The following is a 24,288-nucleotide window of genomic DNA, read 5'->3' as shown; positions in this document are numbered from 1 at the left end:
TAAGTTGCTCAAAGAGTCACTTTTGCAACTTCTCACGAATTCGTGCGCCTTTTGCGGTGAGCGCAGAAAAAAGGCGCCCCATTAGGGCGCCTTCGGGATTTTGGGCGGCGATCAGAGCTTGTAGCTGACCGATTTTACATCTGCATCGGGCGCGGTTTTCTGACTGCGCACCCGCAGGCGGTTCAGCGCACCGACATAAGCTTTGACCGAGGCCAAGATCGTATCGGTATCCGCTGCCGATCCGGTGACGATGCGACCGGCCTCTTCAAGCCGCACCGAAACCGTGGCTTGCGCATCGGTCCCTTCGGTCACGGCATGAACCTGATAAAGCTTCAGATGCGCATCGGTCGGGTAGATCGCCTTCACCGCTTTGAAGCAGGCATCCACCGGCCCATCGCCCGGCACGCGGGCGGATTTTTCTACCCCGTTGACCAGCAATTGCAGTTCCGCCTCTTGGCCATCCGAGCCGCAGGTCACGCGGAGCCATTTCACCTGCAGATAGTCGCTGTCGGTGTTGGCGGCGCTGTCGGTCATCAGTGCGATCAGGTCGTCGTCATAGATCTCTTTCTTCCGGTCGGCGAGCGCCTTGAACCGCACGAAGACATCGTTGAGCTGGTTATCGGCCAGTTCAAAGCCGAGATCATTCAATTTCGAGCGCAGCGCGGCGCGCCCAGAGTGCTTGCCCATCGCGATATTGGTTTCAGTGATCCCAATATCGGCGGGTTTCATGATCTCGAAGGTTTCGACGTTTTTCAAAACGCCATCTTGGTGGATGCCGCTTTCATGCAAGAACGCGTTCTTCCCGACGATGGCTTTGTTGAACTGCACCGGGAAGCCGGACACCTGCGCCACGCGGCGCGACAGATGCATGATCTTGGTGGTGTCGATGCCGGTTTGATAGGGCATCAGATCCTTACGGACTTTGAGCGCCATCACCACTTCTTCCAAAGCGGTATTGCCCGCGCGTTCACCCAAGCCGTTGATCGTGCATTCGATTTGGCGCGCCCCTGCCGAAACAGCGGCCAAGGCGTTCGCGGTCGCCATGCCAAGGTCATTGTGGCAATGGGTGGCGAAAATGATCTCATCCGCGCCGGGCACCTTTTCCATCAGCATGGCGATGATTTCGGCGCTTTCTGAGGGCAGGGTGTATCCCACAGTGTCGGGGATGTTGATCGTGGTGGCGCCCGCCTTGATCGCGCATTCTACAACGCGGCACAGGTAATCGCGCTCGGTGCGGATCGCATCCATCGCCGACCATTGCACGTTGTCGCACAGGTTGCGGGCATGGGCGACGGTATCTTGGATGCGGGTCAGCATCTCTTCTTGATCGAGGTTGGTAATGCCCCGATGCAGCGGCGAGGTGCCGATGAAGGTGTGAATGCGCGGGCGGGCCGCGTGTTTCACCGCCTCCCAGCAGCGGTCAATGTCTTTGTAATTGGCGCGCGACAGCCCGGCGATCACCGAGTTTTTGGAGGCTTTGGCGATGGCGGAGACCGCCTCGAAATCGCCTTCCGAGGCGATCGGGAAACCGGCCTCGATGATATCCACGCCCATCTCGTCGAGCAGCATCGCAATTTCGAGCTTCTCTTCATGGGTCATGGTGGCGCCGGGCGATTGTTCGCCATCGCGCAAAGTGGTGTCGAAAATCAGAACGCGGGATTTATCGGTCATGGTCTGGGTCTCGGTCAGTCGGATTTTTCAGTGTCTTAGCCTTGCTCGGTCCCAAATGCCAGCATCTCGCTTGTGGTTTGGGATGTTGGGCGCTGTCCATCTCTGAGCGGTCGCGCCCAAGGGCACGCTCAGAGCAGGCTCAGAAGAAGGAGACCGGACACGGAAAGACAGGGCGCAAACGCCCCGGTCGTACAAGCCAAACTGATCGGCATCCGTGTCATGGGGCGACTATGCCGAGGCGCGGGGAAAATGAAAACCCCCAAAAGCCGCCTCAGGCAGAATAGCGCAGGCCTGGAAACAGGCTTTGCGGGCGGCGCCCGTTCGGCTCTGGCGCAGGCTCGCCTTCGGCTTTGGCCGCCGAATGGGCATCATGAAACGAGATTGAGGGGACAGAGGCGGAAGGCGGCACATTGGCATTCATCGCCGCAGCCGTGTCATCCAGCGCGCCATCAGAAGCGGCAATTGGCAGCAACAGATGCATTGCCGTGCCCTCGTCCGAGGAATTGATCGAGAGGCTGCCGCCAGATTGGCGCACGAAGCCTTCGACCATGCTGAGCCCGAGGCCAGAGCCTTGCCCCACCTCTTTTGTGGTGAAGAAGGGTTCGGTCACGCGGCGCAAAATCTCGTCCGGAATCCCGGTGCCGGTGTCTGCTACGGTGACCTCAGCATATTCGCCTGCCGCCAAAACCGTACCATCGGCCAGTTGGTCTTCCGTGAACAAATGCACTGGGCGGGCTGTGACGGTGAGCGTCCCCCCATCGGGCATGGCATCACGCGCGTTCACCACAAGGTTCACCAAGGCGGTGATAAACTGGCTTTCATCAAGCGCCACCCAAAGCGGGTCGCGCGGTGCTTCAAAGGTTTGCGTGATGCGCGCGGGCAAAAGCCGCCGCGTGAGCAGTTCAAGCTGCTCCAAAAGCGCGCCCACATCGCGGCGGGCCACCTGCATCGGCGAACGCCGGGCATAGGCCAGGAGCTGTTGCACAAGGTCAGAGGCGCGAGAGGCCGCCATGCGCGCTTCGTTCACGGCCGCCTGACGATCTGCATCGGTCTCGAGCCCCTCGTAAAGGTCCAGATTGCCGATCACCGCCGTCAGGATGTTATTGAAATCATGCGCCACACCGCCCGCAAGCTGGCCGATTGCTTCCATCTTTTGCGCCTGAACGGAGCGTTGCGCCGCGCGTTCAGCCTCGATCCGGATACGGCGGTTGGTGAACATGGTCACCGAGAAATAGATCCAAAGCCCGCCGCCGGTCACCGCCACGCCGATCTGCGCGCTCAGCGAGTCGATCTTCAGCAGCGTTTCGTAGAGAATCCAAACAATCGCCGCGCCGATCACCGCGATCTCGCCCAACATGACCGTCAACACACGGTCGGCGCGATGGATCAAAAAGACAAGGAGCGCCCCAATGCCTGCCGCGCCGCCAATGCGGAGCGCAGGGTCTTCTTGCACGATCATCCAAGCGGGCAACCAGATGAAGGCCGCGACAACCGCCCAATAGGTCGCGCCGCTAATCAGCAGCTCGCGGCGCGAACAGGTTTCGCCGCGCGTGCGCATGTAGAGAAAATGGATCAGATGCAGAACGATAAGCCCTGCCATCCAGTAGAGTGACATCGGTAAGCCGGTGTATAAGTTCAGCGTGACGCCACCAAGAATGATCAACCCGAACCGGAAGGCGAGGTCGACCCTACGCCCATATTCGAGGTCGAACAGACGATCGATTTCCGCACGGGGATCCATCGTCAGATCTTCGTCGTAGTGCTTGCTCACCTTACCACCGAACCTGTTCCAATAGGCGCAAGAGCAAACAAATTCCGATCACCGATTCTGTTAACCGATTCCCGGACGTCACTTGTTTCCTACCGCACCCAACACTCTACTACTAGTTCCTTAACACTTGGTCACCCACAACCGGGAGTTGGCTTTTCCGATAGGAAATTAGGGCAAAACTGCGTCAAAACAACGGCGATCTGCCTTTTTTAAAAGGGCGCGCCAAACAAGTGCTGTCAGGATTCAGGCTTGCCGAGGCACGGCATGTTGAAAAAGGCGGCGATGGAGCAAATCGCCGCATCTGCCTAGTTTTTGGGCGCCTGTGTGTCGACCGGGGCCGGAGGCAGTAATTCGGCGGGTTCTGCCAGCCGATCTTCTTCCCAAACGCCGCCTTCGACCTCGCCCGAGGCATAGCGCATCACGCCTTTGCCTTGGCGGCGTCCGCGGACGAACATGCCCTCATAGACATCGCCATTGGCATAGGTGGCTTTGCCCGGTCCGTCGATTTCGCCATCGACCCAAGCGCCCGCATAGGTGAAGCCATCGGGCATTTGCAGCGTGCCAAAGCCCTCGCGCTGCCCAGCGACAAAGCCGCCGGTATAAATTGTGCCATCGGGATGAATGGCGGTGCCTTCGCCTTGCCGCTGGCCATCGGCCCAATCGCCTTCATAGGTGTAGCCATCGGGATAGGTCATTTTGCCCTTCCCGTGCTGGCGCGCGGCCAAGAAATCGCCTTCATAAACAAGCCCGTTGGCGTAGCGTGCCACGCCATGCCCCTCGATCACGCCCGCGGTCCAGTCCCCTTCATAGGTGGCGCCATCGGGGTAGGTGATGCGGCCCGTGCCCTCGGGCATGTCATATTTGAATTCACCCTCGTAGATCGAGCCATCGGGGAATTCGGCGCGGCCTTTTCCTTCGATCCGGCCCTCGACCCAGTCGCCAGTGTAGACATAGCCATCTGTGCCACGGAAGGTGCCGATGCCATTCGGTTTATCCAGCAGGAACTGGCCTTCATAGACATCGCCATTGGCGTAAAGCACTTTGCCCTCGCCCGAGCGTTTGCCTGCGCGCATGCCGCCTTCATATCGGTCGCCATTGGGTTGGGTTAGGACACCTTCGCCCTGCATTTGGCCATTGACCCAATCGCCTTCATAAACAACGCCCGTGGCCAGCGTCAGCTTGCCCTTGCCATGGCGTTGGCCCGCCGCCATGTCCCCCTCATAGCTTGCGCCATCGGGGTAGGTGATCTTACCGCGCCCGGCCTTGACGCCTTGGTCCCATGTGCCCTCATAGCGGTAGCCATCAGGGCCGGTCAGAACGCCTTCGCCGTGATGCAGCGCATTGATGAATTGCCCTTCATAGGTCGTGCCATTGGCATAATGCGCCACACCTTGCCCGGTGATTGCGCCCGCGACCCAATCGCCCTCATAGGTGCTGCCATCGGCGAAAGTGATCTTGCCTTTGCCATCAGGTTTGCCGCGGGCGAAAGCGCCGACATAGACCGATCCGTCAGGAAAGCGGGCCTGCCCTTGGCCGACAATCTCGCCCATGCGCCACTCGCCCTCGTATTCATAGCCCGAGGGGAGTCTGTACTTGCCAAGGCCGTCCTGCTTTCCATCGCGGAACGTGCCTTCATAGATGCCGCCATCCTCGTATTGCTTGGTGATGACGTCTTGTGCCCCCGCAGAGGTTGCGACAAGCGCCACCGCCAGTGCCAGTCCGAAACGACGTGCCTGCTTCATGGTGGTTCCCTGATCAGATCCCATGCACTTAGCCTAGTGTGCAGGCGCGGCAGAAACAAGCGCACCCAGAAGGTGGGAATGGGCGGCCAAGGCTTTTCTCTGCCGCTTGGGGCGGCTACATGAAGAAAAACCATTCCGGGATGCCAATGACCGACCGCTTCCGCCTGACCCTTGCCCAACTCAACGCCACCGTGGGCGCGCTTGATGCCAACGCCGAGAAGGCCTTTGCCGCTTGGGAGGCGGGGCGCGCGGCGGGGGCAGCCCTTGTGATGCTGCCCGAAATGTTCCTGACGGGGTATCAAACGCAGGATCTGGTGCTCAAACCCGCCTTTGTGCGCGATGCGATGGCGGCGATGGCGGCGCTTGCCGCACGGATCGAAGATGGCCCTGCGCTGGGCATTGGTGGCCCGTGGTGGGATGAAACGGGCAGCTATAACGCCTATTGGATTTTGAAAGACGGCCAAGTCGCGGCACAGGTGCTCAAACATCACCTGCCGCATGACGACGTTTTTGACGAAATGCGCCTGTTCGATTCGGGGCCCATCGGCGCGCCGGTGACGCTGGGGCCTTTGTGTTTTGGCCTGCCGGTTTGCGAAGATGCGTGGCACGCTGATGTTGCGGCCGCATTGGCAGGCGCGGGGGCGGAGATGCTCTTTGTGCCCAACGGCTCGCCCTATCGTCGCCAAAAGCTGGACTTACGCCTGAATGTGACCCGTGCGCGGGTGGCTGAAACGGGGCTGCCGCTTGTCTACCTCAACATGATCGGTGGGCAGGATGATCAGCTCTTTGACGGGGCAAGCTTCGTGCTGGATGCCAAAGGCGATGTGGTTGCGCAGCTTCCGGCGTTTGAAGAAGCCATCGAACATCTGGATTTTGAAAAAGGCGCCCAGGGTTGGGCCCCGTGCCCCGGCCCAATGGCGCCGCAACCCGGCGATATTGAACAAGATTACCGCGCAATGGTGCTGGGCTTGGCCGATTACCTTGGCAAGTCGGGCTTCAAAAAGGCGGTGCTCGGCCTTTCGGGCGGGGTGGATTCTGCGCTGGTGGCGGCGATTGCCGCCGATGCTTTGGGCGCGGAAAACGTGCTTTGCGTGATGCTGCCCTCGCGCTACACTTCGCAAGCCTCGCTTGAGGATGCGGCGGCAGCGGCGACGGGGCTTGGCTGCAAGCTTGATACGGTTTCCATTGAAGAGAGCCGCCATGCGGTGGAGGGCGCGCTGGCCCATGTTCTGGCGGGGACAAACCCGGATGTGACCGAAGAAAACATCCAATCGCGCCTGCGTGGCGTGATGCTGATGGCGATCTCTAACAAATTTGGCGGCATGCTGCTCACCACCGGCAATAAATCCGAAGTCGCGGTGGGCTATTGCACGATTTATGGCGATATGGCGGGCGGCTATAACCCGCTCAAAGACCTCTATAAAACCCGCGTCTTTGAAACCTGCCGTTGGCGCAATGAAAACCATCGGGCGTGGATGAAGGGGCCCGCGGGCGTTGCGGTGCCGGTGTCGATCATCGAGAAACCGCCCTCAGCCGAGTTGCGCGACAACCAAAAAGATGAAGACAGCCTGCCGCCCTACGAGGTGCTGGACGCGATCTTGGAGCGGCTCGTCGAAGAAGATCAGTCAATCGACGAAATCACCGCCGCGGGCTTTGACCGCGCGACGGTGCAGCGGATCGAACATCTGCTCTATATTTCCGAATGGAAACGCTTCCAATCCGCGCCGGGGCCACGGCTTACGACCCGCGCCTTCTGGCTTGATCGGCGCTATCCGATGGTGAACCGCTGGCGCGACCGGACCTGACGGGGCAGGGGGGGCGCAGCCCCCACTTGTCCCACGGAGAAATTCCCCGGGGGCAATATGTGCACCAAGGCGAAGATGAGGGGCGTTTAATCGGTGGGGCGGGGATCCGCACCGCCGATTGAAGATCAGATCCGCTCCAGCGTCGAGCCGCGCAGCAGTCGTTTCACATCGCGTTCGGTGCACAGGTCGGTGGCCGGGGTCGTCACCGCTGCCGCTGCGGCGGAGGCACCCCAGCGCAGCGCTTCGGGCAGGCTCAGCCCGCGCCCAAGGCTCAGCGTGAAAGCGGCCACAAAACTATCGCCCGCACCGACTTTAGAGATCACCTTATCGGGTACGGTTTGCGCCACCCAACGTTCGGTGAGCGTGGCAAGCACGTTGCCATCGGCCCCGCGCGCCACCACAACGGCATGGGCGATGCCCTTTTGCACCAACTCCTGTGCGAAATCGGCGCTGTCGGCACGGGTGGGCAGGCGACGCCCGGCCAGTTCTTCGGCCTCGAGATCATCCATCCGCAGCACATCAACCGGTTTGGCTTGCGCTTCCAGCAGGTGATGCAGCGCCTTGCCGGATGTATCAAGGAAGAACCGCGCTCGCGTGCGCGCGATGCGGGTCGCCAGACGCGCCGGGAAATCTTCTGGCACGCCGGGGGGCTGGCTGCCTGAAAGCACGACGATCCCGTTTTCGGGCGCGGATTTGCCGATCCGGTCCAGAACTTTGGTGACATCGCGTCCCGACCACGTCGGACCCGGCATCACGAACCGGTATTGCTCGCCGGTTTTCGCATCGGTCACGGTCAGGCTTTGCCGCGTTTCGCCGGGCGCGGGGAAGGGGGAAAGACCAATCCCTTGCTCTGCCAACAGGTGCATCACCTTATCTCCGGTGGGGCCGCCAAGCGCCACAAAAGCGGTCGAATGCCCACCAAGCGCGGAAATGGCGCGGCTCACATTCAACCCGCCGCCGCCGGGGTCCGTATCGGGGCGTGAGCAGCGCAGTTTGCGCTCTGGCGCGACCTGATCGGCAAAAATAGATAAATCTACGGTGGGGTTAAGGGTAACGGTCAATATGGCTGTCATACCGGGCCTTCCCGGGCCTCAGGGCCCATCTCAAATGCTTCGGCGCTAACATGGCAGGTTCAGCGCACATGTCAAAGGTAGGAATTTCCATTTTTTAGAAACGCGATCTTAACAGATTGCTGCGCTATTTCGTCGCGATCTCTATGGAGGAGCGCCCATGATTCCTGATCTGAACGATCCCCGCTGGAAGCGGGTTTTGACCAACGATTCTGACCTGTCTTCGGCCTCTCTGGCTACGCGCATTTTGATTACCCGTCTGCGCCGTGAGGTGGCGGACGCGCCTGCGACTCTTTCGGCCAAAATGGGCGAGTTGCGGGACTTTGTGGCGAAGAACAGCTTCGCCGTTGCTGACGTTGCGAAATTTTGACGGGAGAGACGCGTATGAAAAATGAAATGTTGACCGTCACCGAGGCTGCGGCCCGGATCGAAGCGGGCGATGTCATGGTGATCGCGGGCGACGAGGCTCTGCTGGTGCAACTGCCCAAGGGCGCGTGGATCGGTGGCACCACCGTTTATTTCGTGACTGAAAACGGCGGTGCCGTGGTGCGCGACAAGCTTTTCTGCACCACCTTTGCCAAAGCGACCGGCGCCACGCCGCGCCATGTGGATGTGGCGGGCCTGCCGACGATCTCCGAGGGCTACAAAGCGGGCGGCGTGACGATGATCATGATCCCGGCTTTCTCGGTGGCGCATTCGCAATTTGCCGTGGATGGCCAAACCTATCCGGGCCTGTTTGACCAGCCGCTTGCGGGTTGGATCACCGGCGTGCATCTGGATGACATCGGCAAAAAAGCCCCGAAAGTGTTCGATGGCTCGACCGGTGTGGGCTATGACGAAGGTGCGGTGCTGTTGCACGTGGCGCTGCCCGAAGGCGCGCAGATCGACCTCGATATTCTCAACATCTTTGCCCAAGGCGATGATGCGAAGCTGAGCTTCACCTTCGAAGACAATGGCTTCTCGGCTAAAACTGCGATGGTGAACGGCGAGCAAGTGAAACTGGCCGACTACATCACCGACAACAAGATCGACACCCGTCTGCCGCTTGTGGCGAACTATTCGGGCGCGCTGGTGAACGTCTCGATCCAATCGGTTGATACCGAAACCGGCGAAGTGAAGTTCTATGCCCCGGTCGTGGCGGGCGTCGAATATCGCATGGCCAATGCGCTTGGCTCCTATTCGCAAGCCTTCGCGCAAGGCGCGGGCGACGGTGGCACGGGCCAATATTCGTGCAACTGCATCCTGAACTATCTCTATGGCGAGTTGGAAGGCCAGCGCACCGGTGGCTTCACCGGCCCGGTCACCTTCGGCGAAATCGCCTATATCCTGCTCAACCAAACCTTGGTGCGCATGGATATCAACGACGCGGCTTAAGCGCCCGGTTCTAAACTACGTCTCTCAATCGGGGACGCGCCCGCCCCGGCGTGATGGCTGATGCCACCACGCCGGGGTTTGGCGTTTTGGGATAGGCTTAGAGGTCGAATTGATAACTTGCGGGAACGAAGTGGAAGCCCTCGCCCTTCGCCTCCAAGAAGCCAACGCCCGGAAATGGCATGTGATAGCCGATGAAGGGCAACCGTTCGGCGGCGATCATCCCCAAAAGCTTGTGGCGCGTGGCGGCGGCTTGGGTCGCGTCCATATCGTATTTCACCTCCCAATCGGGGCGCTCCAGCGACCAAACGTAATGGTTCGCCGTATCGGCCGTCAGGATCAGGTTCTGCCCGGCGCTGTCGATACGAAAGGCCATATGGCCCGGCGTGTGCCCCGGCGCAAAGATCGCGGTTAGCCCTTCGGCCGGGCTGTCGCCATCTGCCAAAAAGGTCATCTGATCGGCGAGCGGGCGCACTTTGGCGTCAAAGCCCGTGTTCCCCGCCCCGGCCCAATAGTCATATTCCACCTTGCCGGTGGCATAGCGCGCATTGGGGAAGGTGGGCGTGGTTCCATCGCTTAAGCCGCCGATATGGTCGCCATGCATATGGGTCAGCACGACAAGCGTTACCGCTTCGGGCGCAACACCTGCGGCGGTGAGCGCGGCAGTGATCCCTTCGGGGGCAAGCCCAGTGTCAAACAACACCACCTCAGAACCCGTCTCCACCAAAGTCGGCGTGAACCCGTTGAGCGAGGCATCGGCGGGAATAAACGCTTCCGCTGAAAGCGCGGCAAATTCCTCTGCTGTGGCGTTGAGCCCAAAGATTGTTTGCGGCTCCGTCATTGGCCGCGTGCCCGCCAAAAGCGTGGTCAAGGTGAAGTCCCCGAGTTTCAACCGCCGATAGGGCACACGCGGGAGCGTTTCTGTGGGGGCGGTTTGGGCGGATGCGCCCGAAATCAGCGCGGGGGTGGCAAGACCGGTTGCGGCGGCAATCAGCGTGGCGCGGCGGGTGAGTGTCGTCATCGGGGCCTCCTGTCTGGGCGCTACCAGATAGGCGGAGGCCTGTTTTGGTCCAGCCGCCTCGCAGAGCTGTTATTCCCACCAGCGGTCGATGGCGGCGATATCCTCATCCGACCAGCCGAAGTGATGCGCCATCTCATGCACAAAGACATGGGCCACCAATTCATCCAGCCCAACATCGCCGCGCGCCACCCATTCATCCAAGATCGCGCGCCGAAAGAGCCAGATCACATCCGGCCCGGTCGGGTCCGCGATGGATTTCTCGGTCATCGGCACGCCTTCATAAAGCCCGGTCAGCTCATAAGGGTCGTCAATCTCCAACTCTTCGAGAAACGTATCGGGGGCCACATCCTCGACCCGCAGCACCACTTGCGCCGCAGCCGCGCGGAACGCTTCGGGCAAAAGCGCTCGGGCGGCCTCGGCCATTGCTTCGATCTCTGCAAGGCTTGGCGCTTCGCAGTCTTTCCAACGGCTCATTTTCTGCCTCCCAACGCGGCGCAACCCGTTTGCGCGCCCTGCTCGATATGGACAAAACGGCCCGCCTGTGAAAGAGGATCACGCAACAGGAGATCGCCATGACCGTTGTGACCCGCTTCGCCCCCTCGCCGACCGGCTATATCCATGTCGGCAACCTGCGCACCGCGCTGATGAACTATCTGACCGCCCGCAAAAATGGCGGCACCTTCATTTTGCGCATTGATGACACCGATCAGGAGCGCTCGAAACAAGAATATGTCGATGCGCTGAAAGCCGACCTTGAGTGGCTGGGCCTGACCTGGGACCGCGAAGAGCGGCAATCTCTGCGGCTTGATCGGTACGAAGCGGCGGCGGAAAGCCTGCGCGCTTCGGGCAAGCTTTACGAATGCTTTGAAAGCCCGACCGAGTTGGACCTGAAGCGTAAGAAGCTTTTGAACATGCACCGCCCCCCGGTCTATGACCGCACGGCGCTGAAGCTCACCGCAGAAGACAAAGAAAAGCTGCGTGCCGAGGGCCGCGAAGGCTATTGGCGTTTCATGCTTGATCTGACCCGGATCGAATGGACCGACGGCATCATTGGCGACATTTCGATTGATGCGGCCTCGGTCTCTGACCCGGTGCTGATCAAGGCGGGTGGGCAGGTGCTTTATACCTTTGCCTCCTCGGTCGATGATATGGATATGGGCGTCACCCACATTGTGCGCGGCGGCGACCACGTCACCAATACCGCGACGCAAATCCAGATCATTGAGGCGATGGGCGGCAAGCCCCCGGCCTTCGCCCACCACAGCCTGTTGACCGGCGCGAAGGGCGAGGAGCTTTCCAAACGCCTTGGCACGCTGTCGATCCGTGATCTGCGTGAAAATGGCATTGCGCCCGAGGCGCTCTTGAGCCTGATGGCGCGGCTTGGCTCCAGCCAGCCGGTAGAACTCAAGCTCAGCCTTGAGGAGATCGCCGAAGGGTTTGAACTGTCGCAATTTGGTTCTGCGCCGACGAAGTTCGACCCCGAGGATCTGATCCCGCTCACCCGTGCGCGCAACCACCAACTGCCCTATGCGGCGGTGGAAGCCGATATTCGCGCGCTGGGCATTCCCGATGCGATGGCCGAGCAGTTCTGGGCCGTGGCCTCGCAAAACATCGACAAGCTGTCGGACCTCAAACATTGGGCGGAACTTGTGCTGGAAGGTGCCGAGCCGGTGATTGACGCCGAGGACGCCGAGTTTGTGGCCGCCGCGATGGCGCTTTTGCCCGAGCCGCCCTTCACCGCCACCACGTGGAGCGAATGGACCGCCAAAGTGAAGGCGGAAACCGGGCGCAAGGGGAAGGGCCTCTTCATGCCGCTGCGCAAAGCGCTGACCGGGCAAAGCCATGGCCCCGAGATGGCCGATCTGATGCCGCTTTTGCAAAAAGTGCGCGCCAAGGGCTAAGCACGGCATCACGCCAAAAGGCTTTTGAAACAGGGTCGGTACTGCCGGTCCTGTTCTTTTTTGTGCAATAGCGACCTGATTGGGTCGTTTTTATCTGTAAAGCGTCGGATTTGATTTTCTTCCTTGCAAGTGCCGCTTTGCCTCGGTTATGCGGGGGAAGTCAGGAACGGGAGACACTGGCCGCAAGGTCAGGGCCGAAGGAGCAACCGCCCCGGTAAACTCTCAGGCAAAAGGACCGGTCTGACAAAAACTCTGGAGAGAGGCCCGCCCATCGCGGACCCGCCGAAGGGATAATGATCTCAGGCGCCTGTGACAGGCACGGACAGGGGGGGCATCGAGCGGGCGCATTGCCCGAGAAATCGGTGCCGGGGAACCGGCTAAGGGGGATGACATGGCCGGGGATACGGGGTGCAAACGCACGTCGCTTTATGATCTGCATGTGGAATTGGGGGCGAAGATGGTCCCCTTTGCGGGCTGGGAGATGCCCGTGCAATATCCGATGGGCGTGCTGAAAGAGCATCTGCACACGCGCGCCAAGGCCGGGCTGTTTGACGTCAGCCATATGGGGCAGGTGATCTTGCCGATCGGCGCGGTCGCGGCGCTGGAGGCGTTGGTGCCGGTGGATATTGCCGGGCTTGGGCTGAACCGTCAGCGCTATGCGCTGTTCACCAATGACGCGGGCGGGATTTTGGATGATCTGATGGTCACAAACCGCGGCGATCATCTGTTTTTGGTCGTCAATGCCGCCTGTGCCGAGGCCGATATCGCGCATCTAAAGGCGCATATCGAGGGTGTCACCGTGGTGGAAGGGCGCGGGCTTTTGGCGCTGCAAGGCCCTGCCGCGGAGGGCGTCTTGGAGGCAATTGTCCCCGGTGCCGCCGCACTGCGCTTCATGGAAACGGCGACCTTTCTGTGGCAAGGCAATGATCTTTGGGTCTCCCGCTCTGGCTATACGGGTGAAGATGGCTATGAAATTTCGGTGCCCGATGAGGTGATTGAAGATTTTGCCCGGGCGCTTTTGGCGCATGAAGCCGTGGCCCCCATCGGCCTTGGTGCGCGCGACAGTTTGCGGCTTGAGGCGGGGCTGTGCCTTTATGGCCATGATATTGATGCCACCACCTCGCCGGTGGAAGCCGGGCTCACGTGGGCGCTGCAAAAGACGCGTCGTGCGGGCGGGGTGCGCGAAGGCGGTTTCCCAGGGGCCGCGCGTATCTTGCAAGAACTGGCCAATGGCCCCAGTCGCAAGCGCATGGGGCTGCGCCCCGAAGGCCGCGCGCCGATGCGCGAAGGCGTTGAGATTTACGCTGCGCCGGAGGGCGGCACGCCCATTGGCACCGTGACGTCGGGCGGCTTTGGCCCCTCGATCGAAGGGCCGATGGCGATGGCCTATCTGCCCGCAGACCTGCCCGAGGGCAGCACCGTTTATGGCGAAATGCGCGGCAAACGCCTGCCCGCGCGCATCACGCCCCTGCCTTTCCACCCTACAAGCTACAAACGCTGAGGAGCACCCCCATGACGATCCTGTTTACCGAAGAGCATGAATGGCTGCGCCCCGAGGGCGATCTGGTCACCGTGGGCATCACCGCCCATGCCTCTGAACAGTTGGGCGATGTTGTGTTTATTGAACTGCCCGAGGTCGGGCGCGTCGTCGAAAAGGGCGAAGAGATTTGCGTGATCGAATCCGTCAAGGCGGCCTCCGATATTCTTGCTCCGGTCGCGGGGGAGATCGTCGCGGTGAATGAGGCGCTGCCCGACACCCCCGGCGCAGTGAATGAAAATGCGCTTGGCACGTGGTTCTTCCAAATCCGGATCAGCGATCCGGCGGCGCTTTCAGGCTTCATGGATGAAGCCGCTTACACGAATTTCATCGGGTAAAATCATGACCTTCACCCCCACGACCTACAACACATATGATTTCGCCAACCGTCGCCACATCGGGCCGAGCCCAGCGGAGATGGAAGAGATGCTTAAGGTGGTGGGGGTGCCCTCGCTTGAGGCGCTGATTGACGAAACGGTGCCGCCCACGATCCGCCAGGCGAAACCGCTGAGCTGGGCCCCAATGACCGAACACGGGCTGCACAATAAGCTGCGCGAGGTGCAGCAAAAGAACGTCGTGATGACCTCGCTCATTGGGCAGGGCTATTACGGCACGGCCACGCCCCCGGTTATTCAGCGCAATATCTTGGAGAATCCGGCGTGGTACACCGCCTACACGCCCTATCAGCCCGAAATTGCTCAAGGGCGTTTGGAAGCGCTTTTGAACTTCCAAACGATGGTGGCAGACCTTACCGGGTTGCCTGTCGCCAACGCCAGCTTGCTCGACGAATCCACAGCCGCCGCCGAGGCGATGATGATGGCGCAGCGCGGGGCGAAATCGAAGGCCAAGGCGTTCTTTGTCGACCTCAACCTGCATCCGCAAACGATTGACGTGCTTGAAACCCGCGCCGCGCCCTTCGGGATTGAAATCCTCAAGGGCCAGCCCGATGAAATGGTGCCTGATCAAGTCTTTGGCGCGATTTTCCAATATCCCGGCACCTATGGCCATGTGCGTGATTTTACCGATTACATCGCCATGTTGCATGAGGTGGGTGCCATTGCGGTGATGGCGACCGACCTTCTGGCGCTGTGTTTGCTCAAAGAACCCGGCGCGATGGGGGCCGATATCGCGGTGGGCTCGGCGCAGCGCTTTGGGGTGCCGATGGGGTATGGTGGCCCGCATGCGGCCTTTATGTCCTGCACCGATAAGCTCAAGCGCACCATGCCGGGGCGGATTGTTGGCGTGTCGATTGATGCGCGTGGCAACAAGGCCTACCGCCTGAGCCTGCAAACCCGCGAGCAACATATCCGCCGCGAAAAGGCGACCTCGAACGTCTGCACCGCGCAGGCGCTTTTGGCGGTGATGGCGAGCTTCTACGCCGTGTTCCACGGGCCAATGGGGCTGCGCGCCATTGCTGAAACGGTGCATTTCAATGCGGTGCGGCTGCATGATGCGTTGGTCGCGGCGGGCGCCGATGTGGCGCCGCAGGCCTATTTTGACACGATCACCGTGCGCGTGGGCGTGGGGCAAATGGGGATCATGGCGGCGGCGCGCCAGCATGGGCTCAACTTCCGCAAAGTGGGCGAAGGGCGCGTTGGCATTTCGGTTGATGAGATGACCGATGACGATGTGATCGCGCGCGTTCTGGCCTCGTTTGGGATTTTACAACCGCCGCCTGCGGGCACGCATCTGGGCTTCCCCGAAGAGATGCTGCGGCAGACAGAATATCTGACCCATCCGGTCTTTCACATGAACCGGGCCGAGAGCGAAATGATGCGCTACATGCGCCGTTTGTCTGACCGCGATCTGGCGCTGGACCGGGCGATGATCCCGCTTGGGTCGTGCACGATGAAGCTCAATGCGGCGGCGGAAATGGCGCCGCTTACGTGGCACCGGTTCAACTCGCTCCACCCTTTCGTGCCCGCAGATCAAGCCGCAGGCTATGCCGAGATGATCGAGGATCTGACGGCAAAATTGTGCGAAATCACCGGCTATGATGCGTTTTCGATGCAGCCCAATTCCGGCGCGCAGGGCGAATATGCGGGGCTGATGACGATCGCCGCCTATCACCGCTCACGGGGCGACGACCAGCGCGATATCTGCCTTATTCCGATGTCGGCGCATGGCACGAACCCTGCCTCGGCTGCGATGGCGGGGATGAAGGTGGTGGTGGTGAAATCTGCCCCGAACGGCGATGTCGATATTGAAGATTTTGCCGCGAAGGCCGCAGAGGCGGGCGATAAGCTCGCCGCCTGCATGATCACTTACCCCTCGACGCATGGCGTGTTTGAGGAAACGGTGAAGACGATCTGCCAGATCACCCATGACCACGGTGGGCAGGTTTATTTGGACGGCGCGAATATGAATGCGCTGGTGGGGCTGGTGCGCCCGGGCGAATGCGGCTCGGATGTGAGCCATCTCAACTTGCACAAGACCTTTGCCATTCCGCATGGCGGTGGCGGGCCGGGCATGGGGCCGATTGGGGTGAAAGCGCATCTCGCCCCCTTCTTGCCGGGGCATTCCGAGACCGATGGCAAGCCCGGCGCTGTTTCGGCGGCGCCTTATGGCTCGGCGTCGATCTTGCTGATTTCATGGGCCTATTGCCTGATGATGGGTGGCGAGGGGCTGGCGCAGGCGACGCGGGTAGCGATTTTGAACGCGAACTACATCGCCGCGCGGCTGCGCAATTCCTATCCGATCCTTTTCATGGGGAACCGTGGCCGGGTCGCGCATGAGTGCATTTTGGACACCCGCCCCTTTGCTGAGGTGGGCGTGACGGTGGACGATATCGCCAAGCGGTTGATCGACAATGGGTTCCATGCGCCGACCATGTCTTGGCCGGTGGCGGGCACTTTGATGGTCGAACCCACCGAAAGCGAGACCAAGGCCGAGATCGACCGCTTTGTCACCGCGCTTGAAGCGATCCGCGAAGAGGTGCGCGACGTGGCCGAGGGGCGGATTTCGGCAGAAAATAGCCCGCTGCGCCACGCGCCCCACACAGTCGAGGATTTGGTGGCAGAGTGGGATCGCCCCTATTCGCGCGAGCAAGGCTGCTTCCCGCCCGGTGCGTTCCGAGTGGATAAATACTGGCCGCCTGTGGGCCGGGTCGACAACGCTTATGGCGACCGGAATCTGGTCTGCACCTGCCCGCCAGTCGAGGCTTGGGCGGCAGAGTAAACTGATCCTGCCCGGAGCCGCGCGCGGCGGCTCTGGGCGTGCTTTAATACCGTTCGACGATCACAGAGCCTACCGAATAGCCCGCGCCAAAAGAGCAGATCAGCCCTTTGTCGCCAGGGTTTAGGTCTGATGAGAACCGATCAAAGGCAATGATCGAGCCGGCGGATGAGGTATTCGCGAATTCTTGTAAGATATTGGGCTGCTCGCCGGGTTCTGGGTCACGCCCTAGCACCTTGCGGCCAATGAAATCATTCATCGTTTTGTTTGCCTGGTGCAGCCAAAGGCGCTTTAGGCTATCCGCTGGCACGGTTTCTTCGGTCAGATGTGCACCGATATGCGTGCAGACCAAGGGCAGCACTTCCTTAAAGACCTTGCGGCCCTCTTGCATGAACTGCATGTCGCGCCGGTCTTGCATCCCATCGGGGCGGTTGCGGCGCAAAAAACCGTTGTTGTTGCGGATCGCGTTCGAAAATTCGGTCGCGCAGCGGGTGGAGCGGATCAGGAAGCCATGTTCGGCATCCTCGGCGCGCTCAATCAGCGTGGCGGTGGCCACATCGCCAAAGATAAAGTGGCAATCGCGGTCGCGCCATTCCAAATGGCCTGAGGTGATTTCGGGGTTCACCACCAGCGCGCGCCGGACCGAGCCCGACCGGATCATATCCGCCGCCGCCTGAATGCCAAATGTGGCCGAGGAACAGGCCACATTCATGTCAAAGGCAAAGCCGCCCGCGCCCAGAAGCTTTTGAATTTCAATCGCAACAGCCGGATAAGCGCGCTCCATATTGGAGGCGGCGCAAATCACTAGATCGACCTCGTCGCCTTTGCGGCCTGCTTTGCTCAGCGCGGCTTCGCAGGCCGCAAGTGCCATTTCGGCCATGATACCGGGTTCGTCGTCAGAGCGTTGCCGCAGGTTCGGGTACATCCGCGCAGGGTCCAAAACGCCCGAGCGGTCCATCACATAGCGGTTTTCAATGCCCGAGGCTTTGACGATAAACTCAGAAGATGAATGCGGGATCGCGGCCATTTCCCCCGCTTCAATCGCGGCAGCATTCTCGGCATTCACCCGGTCAGCATAGGCGTTGAACGCGGCAACCAAATCATCGTTTGAAATCGCCTCAGGTGGGACAAAAACTCCGGTCGCGGTAATCGCTGGCTGATACATGCATGCTCCCCCAAATTTGCGCCACGTTCGGCCCGCTTTTGGGGAAGGTCAAGCGTTCAGACGGGGTTGGGTAGCGCTTTGCCGTCACGGAAGGCGCGTAAATTCTCAATCGCCATCATCCCCATTGCGTCGCGCACCTCTTCGGTGGCGGTGCCAAGGTGGGGCAAGAGGGTGACGTTGTTGAGCCTACGCAGGGCCTCGGGCACCAGCGGTTCTTGGGCATAGACATCAAGCCCCGCACCGCCGATCTGGCCAGCCTCAAGCGCCGTAATCAGCGCAACTCCATCCACCACATCGCCGCGCGCGACATTGATTAGATGCGCATGGGGGCGCATGGCCGCCAATTCCGCCGCGCCAATCATGTTGCGGGTTTCTGCGGTGGCGGGAACGGCGAGCACCACGAAATCGGCCCAAGCCAGCACGTCCGGCAAGGGCAGGGGGCGCGCCGTGAACGGCAAGTCTTTCGGGCTGCGGGTGGCATAGGCAATTTCCATCCCAAAGCCAAAATGCGCGCGGCGCGCCACGGCTTGGCCAATCCGCCCCATGCCGATGATGCCAAGCCGCTTACCCGTGACGTGGGCGCCCAGCATTTGCGTCGGCGCCCAGCCGGACCAGTCGCCCGCACGCAGCATTCGCTCCCCCTCCGAGGCACGGCGGGCAGACATAAGGAGCAGCGTCATCGCAATATCGGCGGTGGCATCGGTGACCGCACCCGGCGTGTTGGTGACATTGACCCCCGCCGCGCGGGCGGCCTGCAGATCAATATGGTTCACACCAACGCCGAAATTGGCCAGCAGTTTTGCGCGGACCGGCCCGGCAAAGGCCTCGGCCCCGAACGCATCGCCCAAAGTGGGCAAAAGCGCATCATACTCCGCCAAGGCGGCACGGGCTTCTTCCACGCGCATCGGCGCATCTTTGGTCCGAAATTCCGCACCGAATTCCTCGCGCAGAATCGTGCTCACACGTGCAGTTTGCGCGCGGCTCACCAAAAGCCGCATCAGAACATCCGCCCGCCAAGCGGCACCTCTTGGCCCGGACCAATCAGCACCACGGCGCCATCGGCATCGGGCAGGCCGAGCACCAAAGCCTCGGACATGAAGGGGCCGATTTGGCGCGGCGGGAAGTTGACGACGCCAAGTACCTGACGGCCCATCAAATCCTCGGGCGTGTAATGCACGGTGATCTGCACGGAGGATTTTTTCACCCCAATCTCAGGGCCATAATCGACCCAGAGCTTGTAGGCGGGTTTGCGGGCCTCGGGAAAAGGCTGCACATCCACGACGCGGCCCACACGAATATCGACCTTGGCGAAATCATCATAGGTGATCGGATCGCTCATTTCCCCAACTCCTTGCCGCGCGCCTCTGCCGCTGCTGTGGCACGTTGCATGAGTGGCGGCAGGCCGGCTTCCGGGTCCATCAACACCGCCAATGCGGCGGCGGTGGTGCCGCCCGGCGAGGTGACATTGACACGCAATTGCGCAGGAGAGACATCGCTGTCTTCGGCCAATTGGCCCGCGCCGCCGACGGTGGCTTTGGCAAGGCTCATGGCAAGTTCTGCGGGCAGGTTTAGGGCTTCGCCTGCAGCCGCCAAAGCTTCAATCATATGGAAGACATAGGCCGGGCCGGAGCCGGAAATCGCGGTGACGGCATCCATCTGATGCTCGCCCTCAAGCCGCACCACTTGGCCCACCGCCGAGAGCAGCCCTTCGGCCAAAGCCAGATGCGCCTCGGTCGTGCTATCATTGCCGCAAATTGCCGTAATGCCCCGGCCAATCGCGGCGGGGGTGTTGGGCATCGCGCGCACCACCGGAGTGGCCGCGCCAAGAATGGTTTCATAGGTGGCGAGCGTCGTGCCTGCGGCCACGGTCACAAACAGCGTTTCGCCCCCGCCCATAGCTTTAAGCGTGGGCAGCGCCTCGCCCATCATTTGCGGTTTGACGGCGACCAGCACCACGGCGGGCGCTTCGGGCAGTTTGCCATTGAGCGCAACGCCGGTGCCGCTCAGCCAATCTGACGGAAAAGGCTCGACCACATGCACCGCTGTGGGGCTTAGCCCTTGGCCGAGCCAGCCCGCCAGCATCGCCGAGCCCATTTTGCCACAGCCCAAAAGCACGAGCCCGCGTTTTTCGATTTCGGAAAAGTCCATCGCAATCTCCCTTGTCGCGGGGGAGATTAGGCGCGCCCGTAAGCCTCGGCAATGGCGACTTTCATCGCCGCTTCTGGCGTTTCTTCGCCCCATGTCGCCAGTTGCATCGCCGGATAGAACCGCTCCGAAACGCTGAGCGCCGCGCGGATCATTCGGTCGACTTGCTCTGGGCTTGCGATCTGCCCGCCCGACAGCACCAACCCATAGCGCCAGACCATCAGCCCCTGTTCCGGCCACCACGTAAAGGCCCCGGTCCAGCATTGGTCATTGATGCGGTTGAGCAATTCGTAAAGCGCGCCCATCCGCGCCTCGGGCGGGTCAAGTTCAAAGGTGGAGATCAACCGCAGCGTTTCATCTTGCTCAGACCAATCAAGGGTGAGCGCGTAGCTGCGCCACTGTCCCTCGACCGACATCGCGATCTGGTCATGGGCGAGGCGGTCAAAATCCCAGTCATGCGCTTGGGCAAGCATCTCGACCACGTCGATCGGATGGATCTCGGTGCTATCGAGATAGTCTTCGCTCAGTGCCATGCTGCCCCCGCTTGCCTGTACTGGTTTGAGGAATGTCCCCAAGAAATCGAATTCGATACTAGGCACGGCGGTTATCCACAGCGCCCCTACCAGATATCGTGCGGGCTGTGGCGAGGTCTGTAAAGTAGATTATGGTGGATAAGTCGTGAATGCGCGGCTTACCCACAAGAAATGCACAGGAAATAGGAGTTTCGGCGACTGTTCTGCACCTTTGGCCCGGACTGGGCGCGTGCGGGATGCTCCTGCGCAGGGTGTCCAGGACAAGAGGCCGATATTGGCATCAAGCTATTCGTCGGCAGCGTTGGGTGCGGCTCTGACACTGTCTGGCGGAACCAGAGCACGGCCTCTGATCCGCCCCATTCCCGCAGTCGTTGCAACCGCAGGTGTTATTTCGGCGGAAAAACGCTTGTCATGCGGGTCGTTTCAGGCAAGGTTACCGTCAATCGGTGAGCCACTTGGGGAGTGTGGGTCTGCGGTGCCGGGGAGAGAGGGAGGACATGGGGCGACTGCGGGCGCCCCAATCATTTCGCGGATGCCCGCCTGATTGGGGTGAGGCAATCTGTTTTCTTCAGTCCAGCGCGTAGAACATACCTTCGGGTGCGCAGAAGATACCTTTAGATCACGTTAACAAGACGAACGATTTCGGTCTGAACCTGAAATCTGGGTATATCTTTGGGTCCAGAGACGTGACCTGAGGGATGAACTCCCCGGAAAATGAAGGCTGCCAGCGATCGACCCTTCGTAACGTGATTGAGGTTGTAAAAATGCGAGGGGGAATATGCGAAGATATAGTCTGGTAAAATCATGTGTTTTGGTGTGTTTTTTCGCGCCTTCTGTCCACGCTCAGGACATGGATCTTGGCGCTGAAAAGGTTGGCTCGCTCGCCTTTGGGGTCGGCTATAATATGGATGCAGGTGCATCCGTATCTGGGCGTTTTCGGCATGACCGCTTTTTAGGCTATGACCAAACACTGGATTTTGGTTTTGACGTCTCAGAAGACGAACACTCCTACGACCTGCTGTTTCAAAACAATGGAATTGGCAACGGAAATCCGAAATTTGCTTTTGTCTTGAGCCACGTTACCAGTGATCGACAATCGCTGATGGGAATTGATACGACAGAGACGTTTTTTAGACCGCAGGCGGTTTTTACCAATCCGAAGTCCCGGCTGACGGTTGAGGCTATTTTTGGCCACGACGAAATCTCGAATGTTGCAGCCGCGCCTGCTGTTTTGCAGGCTGAGGAGGGCGCGCGAGACCTTTATGGCTTGGGTCTTGACTACTCGGCCAAGCGCGCGGGCTGGTCTTATGGCATCAGTGGGGAAGCCATCACCGACGGTCGCGACCTGTCTTACGGCAAGCTCGAAACGACAGCGTCATATGAAATTGCCTTCCCTAAATCTGAGACCGAAGTCGGTGTTCGCTTGGCTGCGGGCATGATTTCTGTGTGGGAGGGGCAAACAACGGTGAATGACCGGTTTTTGCCCTCTTCTGGGGCTTTGCGTGGTTTTGAGGCCGGTGGATTTGGCCCGGCGGACGCGTCCGTGCTGGATGGCGCGCCGGTTGGTGCAACGAATTATGCTGTCATGTCATTTTATGCGCGGCGCACGGGCGTAATCGCGTCGATGCCCGAATTGGCGATTGGTGGGTTTGTGGATTTAGGTTCGGCATGGGGTTTTGACGACAATGGTAATGCTGCGCGTGCCGCGATTGACGACGGTGCAAACCTGCGGGCGTCAATCGGTTTGACCGTCAGCCGCGAGTTTGGTCCTGCGCGGGTCGAGTTGGTTCTCGCGCATCCATTCCAGCATGAAGACACGGATCATCTGCAAGAAGTGCAGATCAACTTTACCAGTAAATTCTAGGAAACTGCTATGCTACAGGCTCCCTTCGTAAAGACGTCTGCTCTGAAGTACGCGGTGCGTGTGTCCTCGCTGTCCTTGGCGCTGGTTGCCGCGGGATGTGGCGGCAACATTAAATTCGAGAAATCCGCTGAAGAGCTTTTGGCGCAGATGGAAAAAGACGGTGCCGTCGTGCCGGTCCCGTCCAGCATGGCGCCAAGCCGGATAAGCACGTCCGGATCCTTGACGTCGTTTGCTGCTGTCGCGGCGCAGACAAGCCCCAATGTCGCGTCCGCGCAGCGTCAGATGATGGCGGCGCAGGCCCGGGTCACAGAGGCAGAACGCGAGTTCTATCCGCAAGTGGCTCTGACGGCTGACAAGATCAATACGCATCAAGTCATCGAGGAAAGCTCGAACCCGTCGTTTGCGGGTGATGATACGCGCTACGACACGACCAACATTGCTTTGACCGCCAATATGCGCTTGCTCGATTTGCCGATGTCGGCAGCGATCGTCGCGGCGCGTTCGGAAGCTGAAGCGCGCCAATCTGATTTTGAAGCGGCGAAACAAGATTTGCTGCAAAATGTTCTGACGGTTTACGCGGATGCTGCCGAGGCGATCGAGCGTTGGCGTCTTGCGAATGCTGAAGTCCAATATTTCAACGCGCGCGCCGAATTTGAGCGCACGCAGTCCGACGCAGGCGAGCTTCGCGCGTCTGAGCGGTCGGTTTCCGCAGCCGAGCTTGCACGTGCGCGCTCAGATGCGTCGATTGCGGCTGCGGACTATCGCATTCGGGCGGATCGTCTTTGCGGGATGGCCTATGACACGACCTGCCCGTATCCGGCTGCTGCGCGCAATGGCGCTTCGCTTCCGCGTCCAACCGCAATTTCGCAAGCGGAGCTAGATCGCGTTGAAAACTCGCCAGAAGTTCGCGCGATGGCGAGCCGTGTCAACGTCGCTTTGCGCGAGGTGGATCAGGCGCGTATGGCCATGTATCCACGTTTGTCCTTGGAAGTTGCCGTTGCCCAGCGTGACCGTGGTGGTTCGCTCTTTGATGGTTCGAGCTTGACCAACACCGAGGATGTGACGCTTCAGTTCGAATGGGATCTTTACACTTCTGGCCGTCTTCGGGCGATCCGGGACGCGCAGTTGAACGAAGCGCTGGCCATTGGTCACGATTACGACGCGCAGCTTCAAGCGGCGGTCAATGATATGCGCGGCGCGACATCGGCGCTCAATGCTTTGTGGCAGCATGATCGGTCTTTGAACGAGGTCATTTCGCTGCGCCGCTCTGCTGTGAATGAGATCTCGAAAGAGATCGAGGCTGGGCTCGCCAATGACCTCGACTTGGCCGAGGCCAAACTGGAATTGGTGCGTGCAGAAGTTCTGCAGCAGCGCACCCGCCGCAACTATATCCTCGCAACTATCGCACGTGCGCGCGCGACCGGGTCGATTGATGATGCGTTGGTCGCTTCTGTCGAACGCGTCTTGTCGGATAATCGTTACTCCGCGCGTGTTTACGGGCGTGTCGCCCGCTAATCC

At 60.4% G+C, this 24,288-nt stretch carries 20 protein-coding genes and 1 riboswitch; of the genes, 9 read left to right on the top strand and 11 right to left on the bottom strand.

Annotated elements, in window-relative coordinates; all coding sequences use genetic code 11:
- Positions 1-111: 111 nt before the first annotated feature.
- The 3 genes from CRO18_RS00205 to CRO18_RS00195 all read right to left on the bottom strand — a co-directional run bounded on the left by CRO18_RS00205 (position 112) and on the right by CRO18_RS00195 (position 5,184).
- Entirely contained in the window at positions 112-1,671 is a 1,560-nt protein-coding gene (locus CRO18_RS00205; RefSeq protein WP_097080649.1) for a 2-isopropylmalate synthase, read from the bottom strand.
- A 271-nt stretch (positions 1,672-1,942) separates the two neighbouring features.
- Complete coding sequence (locus tag CRO18_RS00200; RefSeq protein ID WP_139327801.1) at positions 1,943-3,442, bottom strand: sensor histidine kinase; 1,500 nt, start codon at positions 3,440-3,442, stop codon at positions 1,943-1,945.
- 305 nt (positions 3,443-3,747) lie between these two features.
- Complete coding sequence (locus CRO18_RS00195; RefSeq protein ID WP_097080648.1) at positions 3,748-5,184, bottom strand: MORN repeat-containing protein; 1,437 nt, start codon at positions 5,182-5,184, stop codon at positions 3,748-3,750.
- Positions 5,185-5,330: 146 nt separating this feature from the next.
- On the opposite strand from CRO18_RS00195, the gene CRO18_RS00190 reads away from it, so the two are divergent.
- Positions 5,331-6,989, top strand: a complete 1,659-nt coding sequence (locus CRO18_RS00190) for an NAD+ synthase (protein WP_097080647.1) — start codon at positions 5,331-5,333, stop codon at positions 6,987-6,989.
- Positions 6,990-7,114: 125 nt separating this feature from the next.
- Here the strand turns inward: CRO18_RS00190 and CRO18_RS00185 are convergent, their stop codons facing one another.
- A complete protein-coding gene (locus CRO18_RS00185) occupies positions 7,115-8,062 on the bottom strand; it encodes a 1-phosphofructokinase family hexose kinase (RefSeq protein WP_097080646.1) in 948 nt (315 codons plus the stop codon).
- A 157-nt stretch (positions 8,063-8,219) separates the two neighbouring features.
- On the opposite strand from CRO18_RS00185, the gene CRO18_RS00180 reads away from it, so the two are divergent.
- The gene (locus tag CRO18_RS00180; protein WP_076484102.1) at positions 8,220-8,429 is read left to right on the top strand and encodes a hypothetical protein; all 210 of its coding nucleotides are present in this window, start codon (positions 8,220-8,222) and stop codon (positions 8,427-8,429) included.
- Positions 8,430-8,443: 14 nt separating this feature from the next.
- Positions 8,444-9,433, top strand: coding sequence for a DUF6976 family protein (locus tag CRO18_RS00175; RefSeq protein ID WP_097080645.1), 990 nt, complete (start codon positions 8,444-8,446; stop codon positions 9,431-9,433).
- 97 nt (positions 9,434-9,530) lie between these two features.
- Here CRO18_RS00175 and CRO18_RS00170 read toward each other — a convergent pair whose 3' ends face one another.
- A complete protein-coding gene (locus CRO18_RS00170) occupies positions 9,531-10,451 on the bottom strand; it encodes an MBL fold metallo-hydrolase (protein ID WP_097080644.1) in 921 nt (306 codons plus the stop codon).
- Between the two features lie 69 nt (positions 10,452-10,520).
- Positions 10,521-10,925, bottom strand: a complete 405-nt coding sequence (locus CRO18_RS00165; RefSeq protein WP_097080643.1) for a metallopeptidase family protein — start codon at positions 10,923-10,925, stop codon at positions 10,521-10,523.
- Positions 10,926-11,023: 98 nt separating this feature from the next.
- On the opposite strand from CRO18_RS00165, the gene gltX reads away from it, so the two are divergent.
- The 4 genes from gltX (at position 11,024) to gcvP (ending at position 17,066) form a co-directional block, all read left to right on the top strand.
- Positions 11,024-12,352: a glutamate--tRNA ligase gene (gene gltX / locus CRO18_RS00160; protein ID WP_097080642.1), complete on the top strand. Its 1,329-nt coding sequence runs from the start codon at positions 11,024-11,026 to the stop codon at positions 12,350-12,352.
- A gap of 157 nt (positions 12,353-12,509) precedes the next feature.
- Positions 12,510-12,600, top strand: a riboswitch (glycine riboswitch).
- A 143-nt stretch (positions 12,601-12,743) separates the two neighbouring features.
- On the top strand, positions 12,744-13,853 hold the full coding sequence (gene gcvT, locus CRO18_RS00155; RefSeq protein WP_097080641.1) for a glycine cleavage system aminomethyltransferase GcvT: 1,110 nt from the start codon (positions 12,744-12,746) through the stop codon (positions 13,851-13,853).
- A gap of 17 nt (positions 13,854-13,870) precedes the next feature.
- Positions 13,871-14,227, top strand: a complete 357-nt coding sequence (gcvH, locus tag CRO18_RS00150) for a glycine cleavage system protein GcvH (RefSeq protein ID WP_097081076.1) — start codon at positions 13,871-13,873, stop codon at positions 14,225-14,227.
- Positions 14,228-14,231: 4 nt separating this feature from the next.
- A complete protein-coding gene (gcvP, locus tag CRO18_RS00145; protein WP_097080640.1) occupies positions 14,232-17,066 on the top strand; it encodes an aminomethyl-transferring glycine dehydrogenase in 2,835 nt (944 codons plus the stop codon).
- Positions 17,067-17,109: 43 nt separating this feature from the next.
- Here gcvP and CRO18_RS00140 read toward each other — a convergent pair whose 3' ends face one another.
- From CRO18_RS00140 to CRO18_RS00120, 5 genes are read right to left on the bottom strand one after another with little or no spacing between them, the layout of a single operon-like run.
- A complete protein-coding gene (locus CRO18_RS00140) occupies positions 17,110-18,228 on the bottom strand; it encodes a beta-ketoacyl-ACP synthase III (RefSeq protein WP_076484095.1) in 1,119 nt (372 codons plus the stop codon).
- A 56-nt stretch (positions 18,229-18,284) separates the two neighbouring features.
- Positions 18,285-19,226 (bottom strand): D-glycerate dehydrogenase, encoded by a 942-nt coding sequence (locus tag CRO18_RS00135; protein WP_097080639.1) that lies wholly within the window; start codon positions 19,224-19,226, stop codon positions 18,285-18,287.
- The gene (locus CRO18_RS00130) at positions 19,226-19,567 is read right to left on the bottom strand and encodes a tRNA-binding protein (protein WP_097080638.1); all 342 of its coding nucleotides are present in this window, start codon (positions 19,565-19,567) and stop codon (positions 19,226-19,228) included. The genes CRO18_RS00135 and CRO18_RS00130 overlap by 1 nt, the downstream gene beginning before the upstream one ends.
- The gene (gene proC, locus CRO18_RS00125; protein WP_097080637.1) at positions 19,564-20,376 is read right to left on the bottom strand and encodes a pyrroline-5-carboxylate reductase; all 813 of its coding nucleotides are present in this window, start codon (positions 20,374-20,376) and stop codon (positions 19,564-19,566) included. The genes CRO18_RS00130 and proC overlap by 4 nt, the downstream gene beginning before the upstream one ends.
- Before the next feature lie 26 nt (positions 20,377-20,402).
- Positions 20,403-20,906 carry a YbjN domain-containing protein gene (locus tag CRO18_RS00120; protein ID WP_097080636.1) on the bottom strand — a complete coding sequence of 168 codons (504 nt, stop codon included), beginning with the start codon at positions 20,904-20,906 and terminating at the stop codon, positions 20,403-20,405.
- A gap of 850 nt (positions 20,907-21,756) precedes the next feature.
- Between CRO18_RS00120 and CRO18_RS00115 the strand changes: the two genes are divergently transcribed.
- Both CRO18_RS00115 and CRO18_RS00110 read left to right on the top strand, forming a co-directional pair.
- A complete protein-coding gene (locus CRO18_RS00115; protein WP_170952507.1) occupies positions 21,757-22,770 on the top strand; it encodes a BamA/TamA family outer membrane protein in 1,014 nt (337 codons plus the stop codon).
- 219 nt (positions 22,771-22,989) lie between these two features.
- Positions 22,990-24,285, top strand: coding sequence for a TolC family protein (locus tag CRO18_RS00110; RefSeq protein ID WP_170952506.1), 1,296 nt, complete (start codon positions 22,990-22,992; stop codon positions 24,283-24,285).
- Positions 24,286-24,288: the final 3 nt, after the last annotated feature.

Source organism: Rhodobacter sp. JA431 (genome assembly GCF_900217725.1).
GTDB classification, from domain to species: Bacteria; Pseudomonadota; Alphaproteobacteria; order Rhodobacterales; family Rhodobacteraceae; genus Rhodobacter; species Rhodobacter aestuarii.
This window is presented reverse-complemented; position numbering and strand designations above follow the sequence as displayed.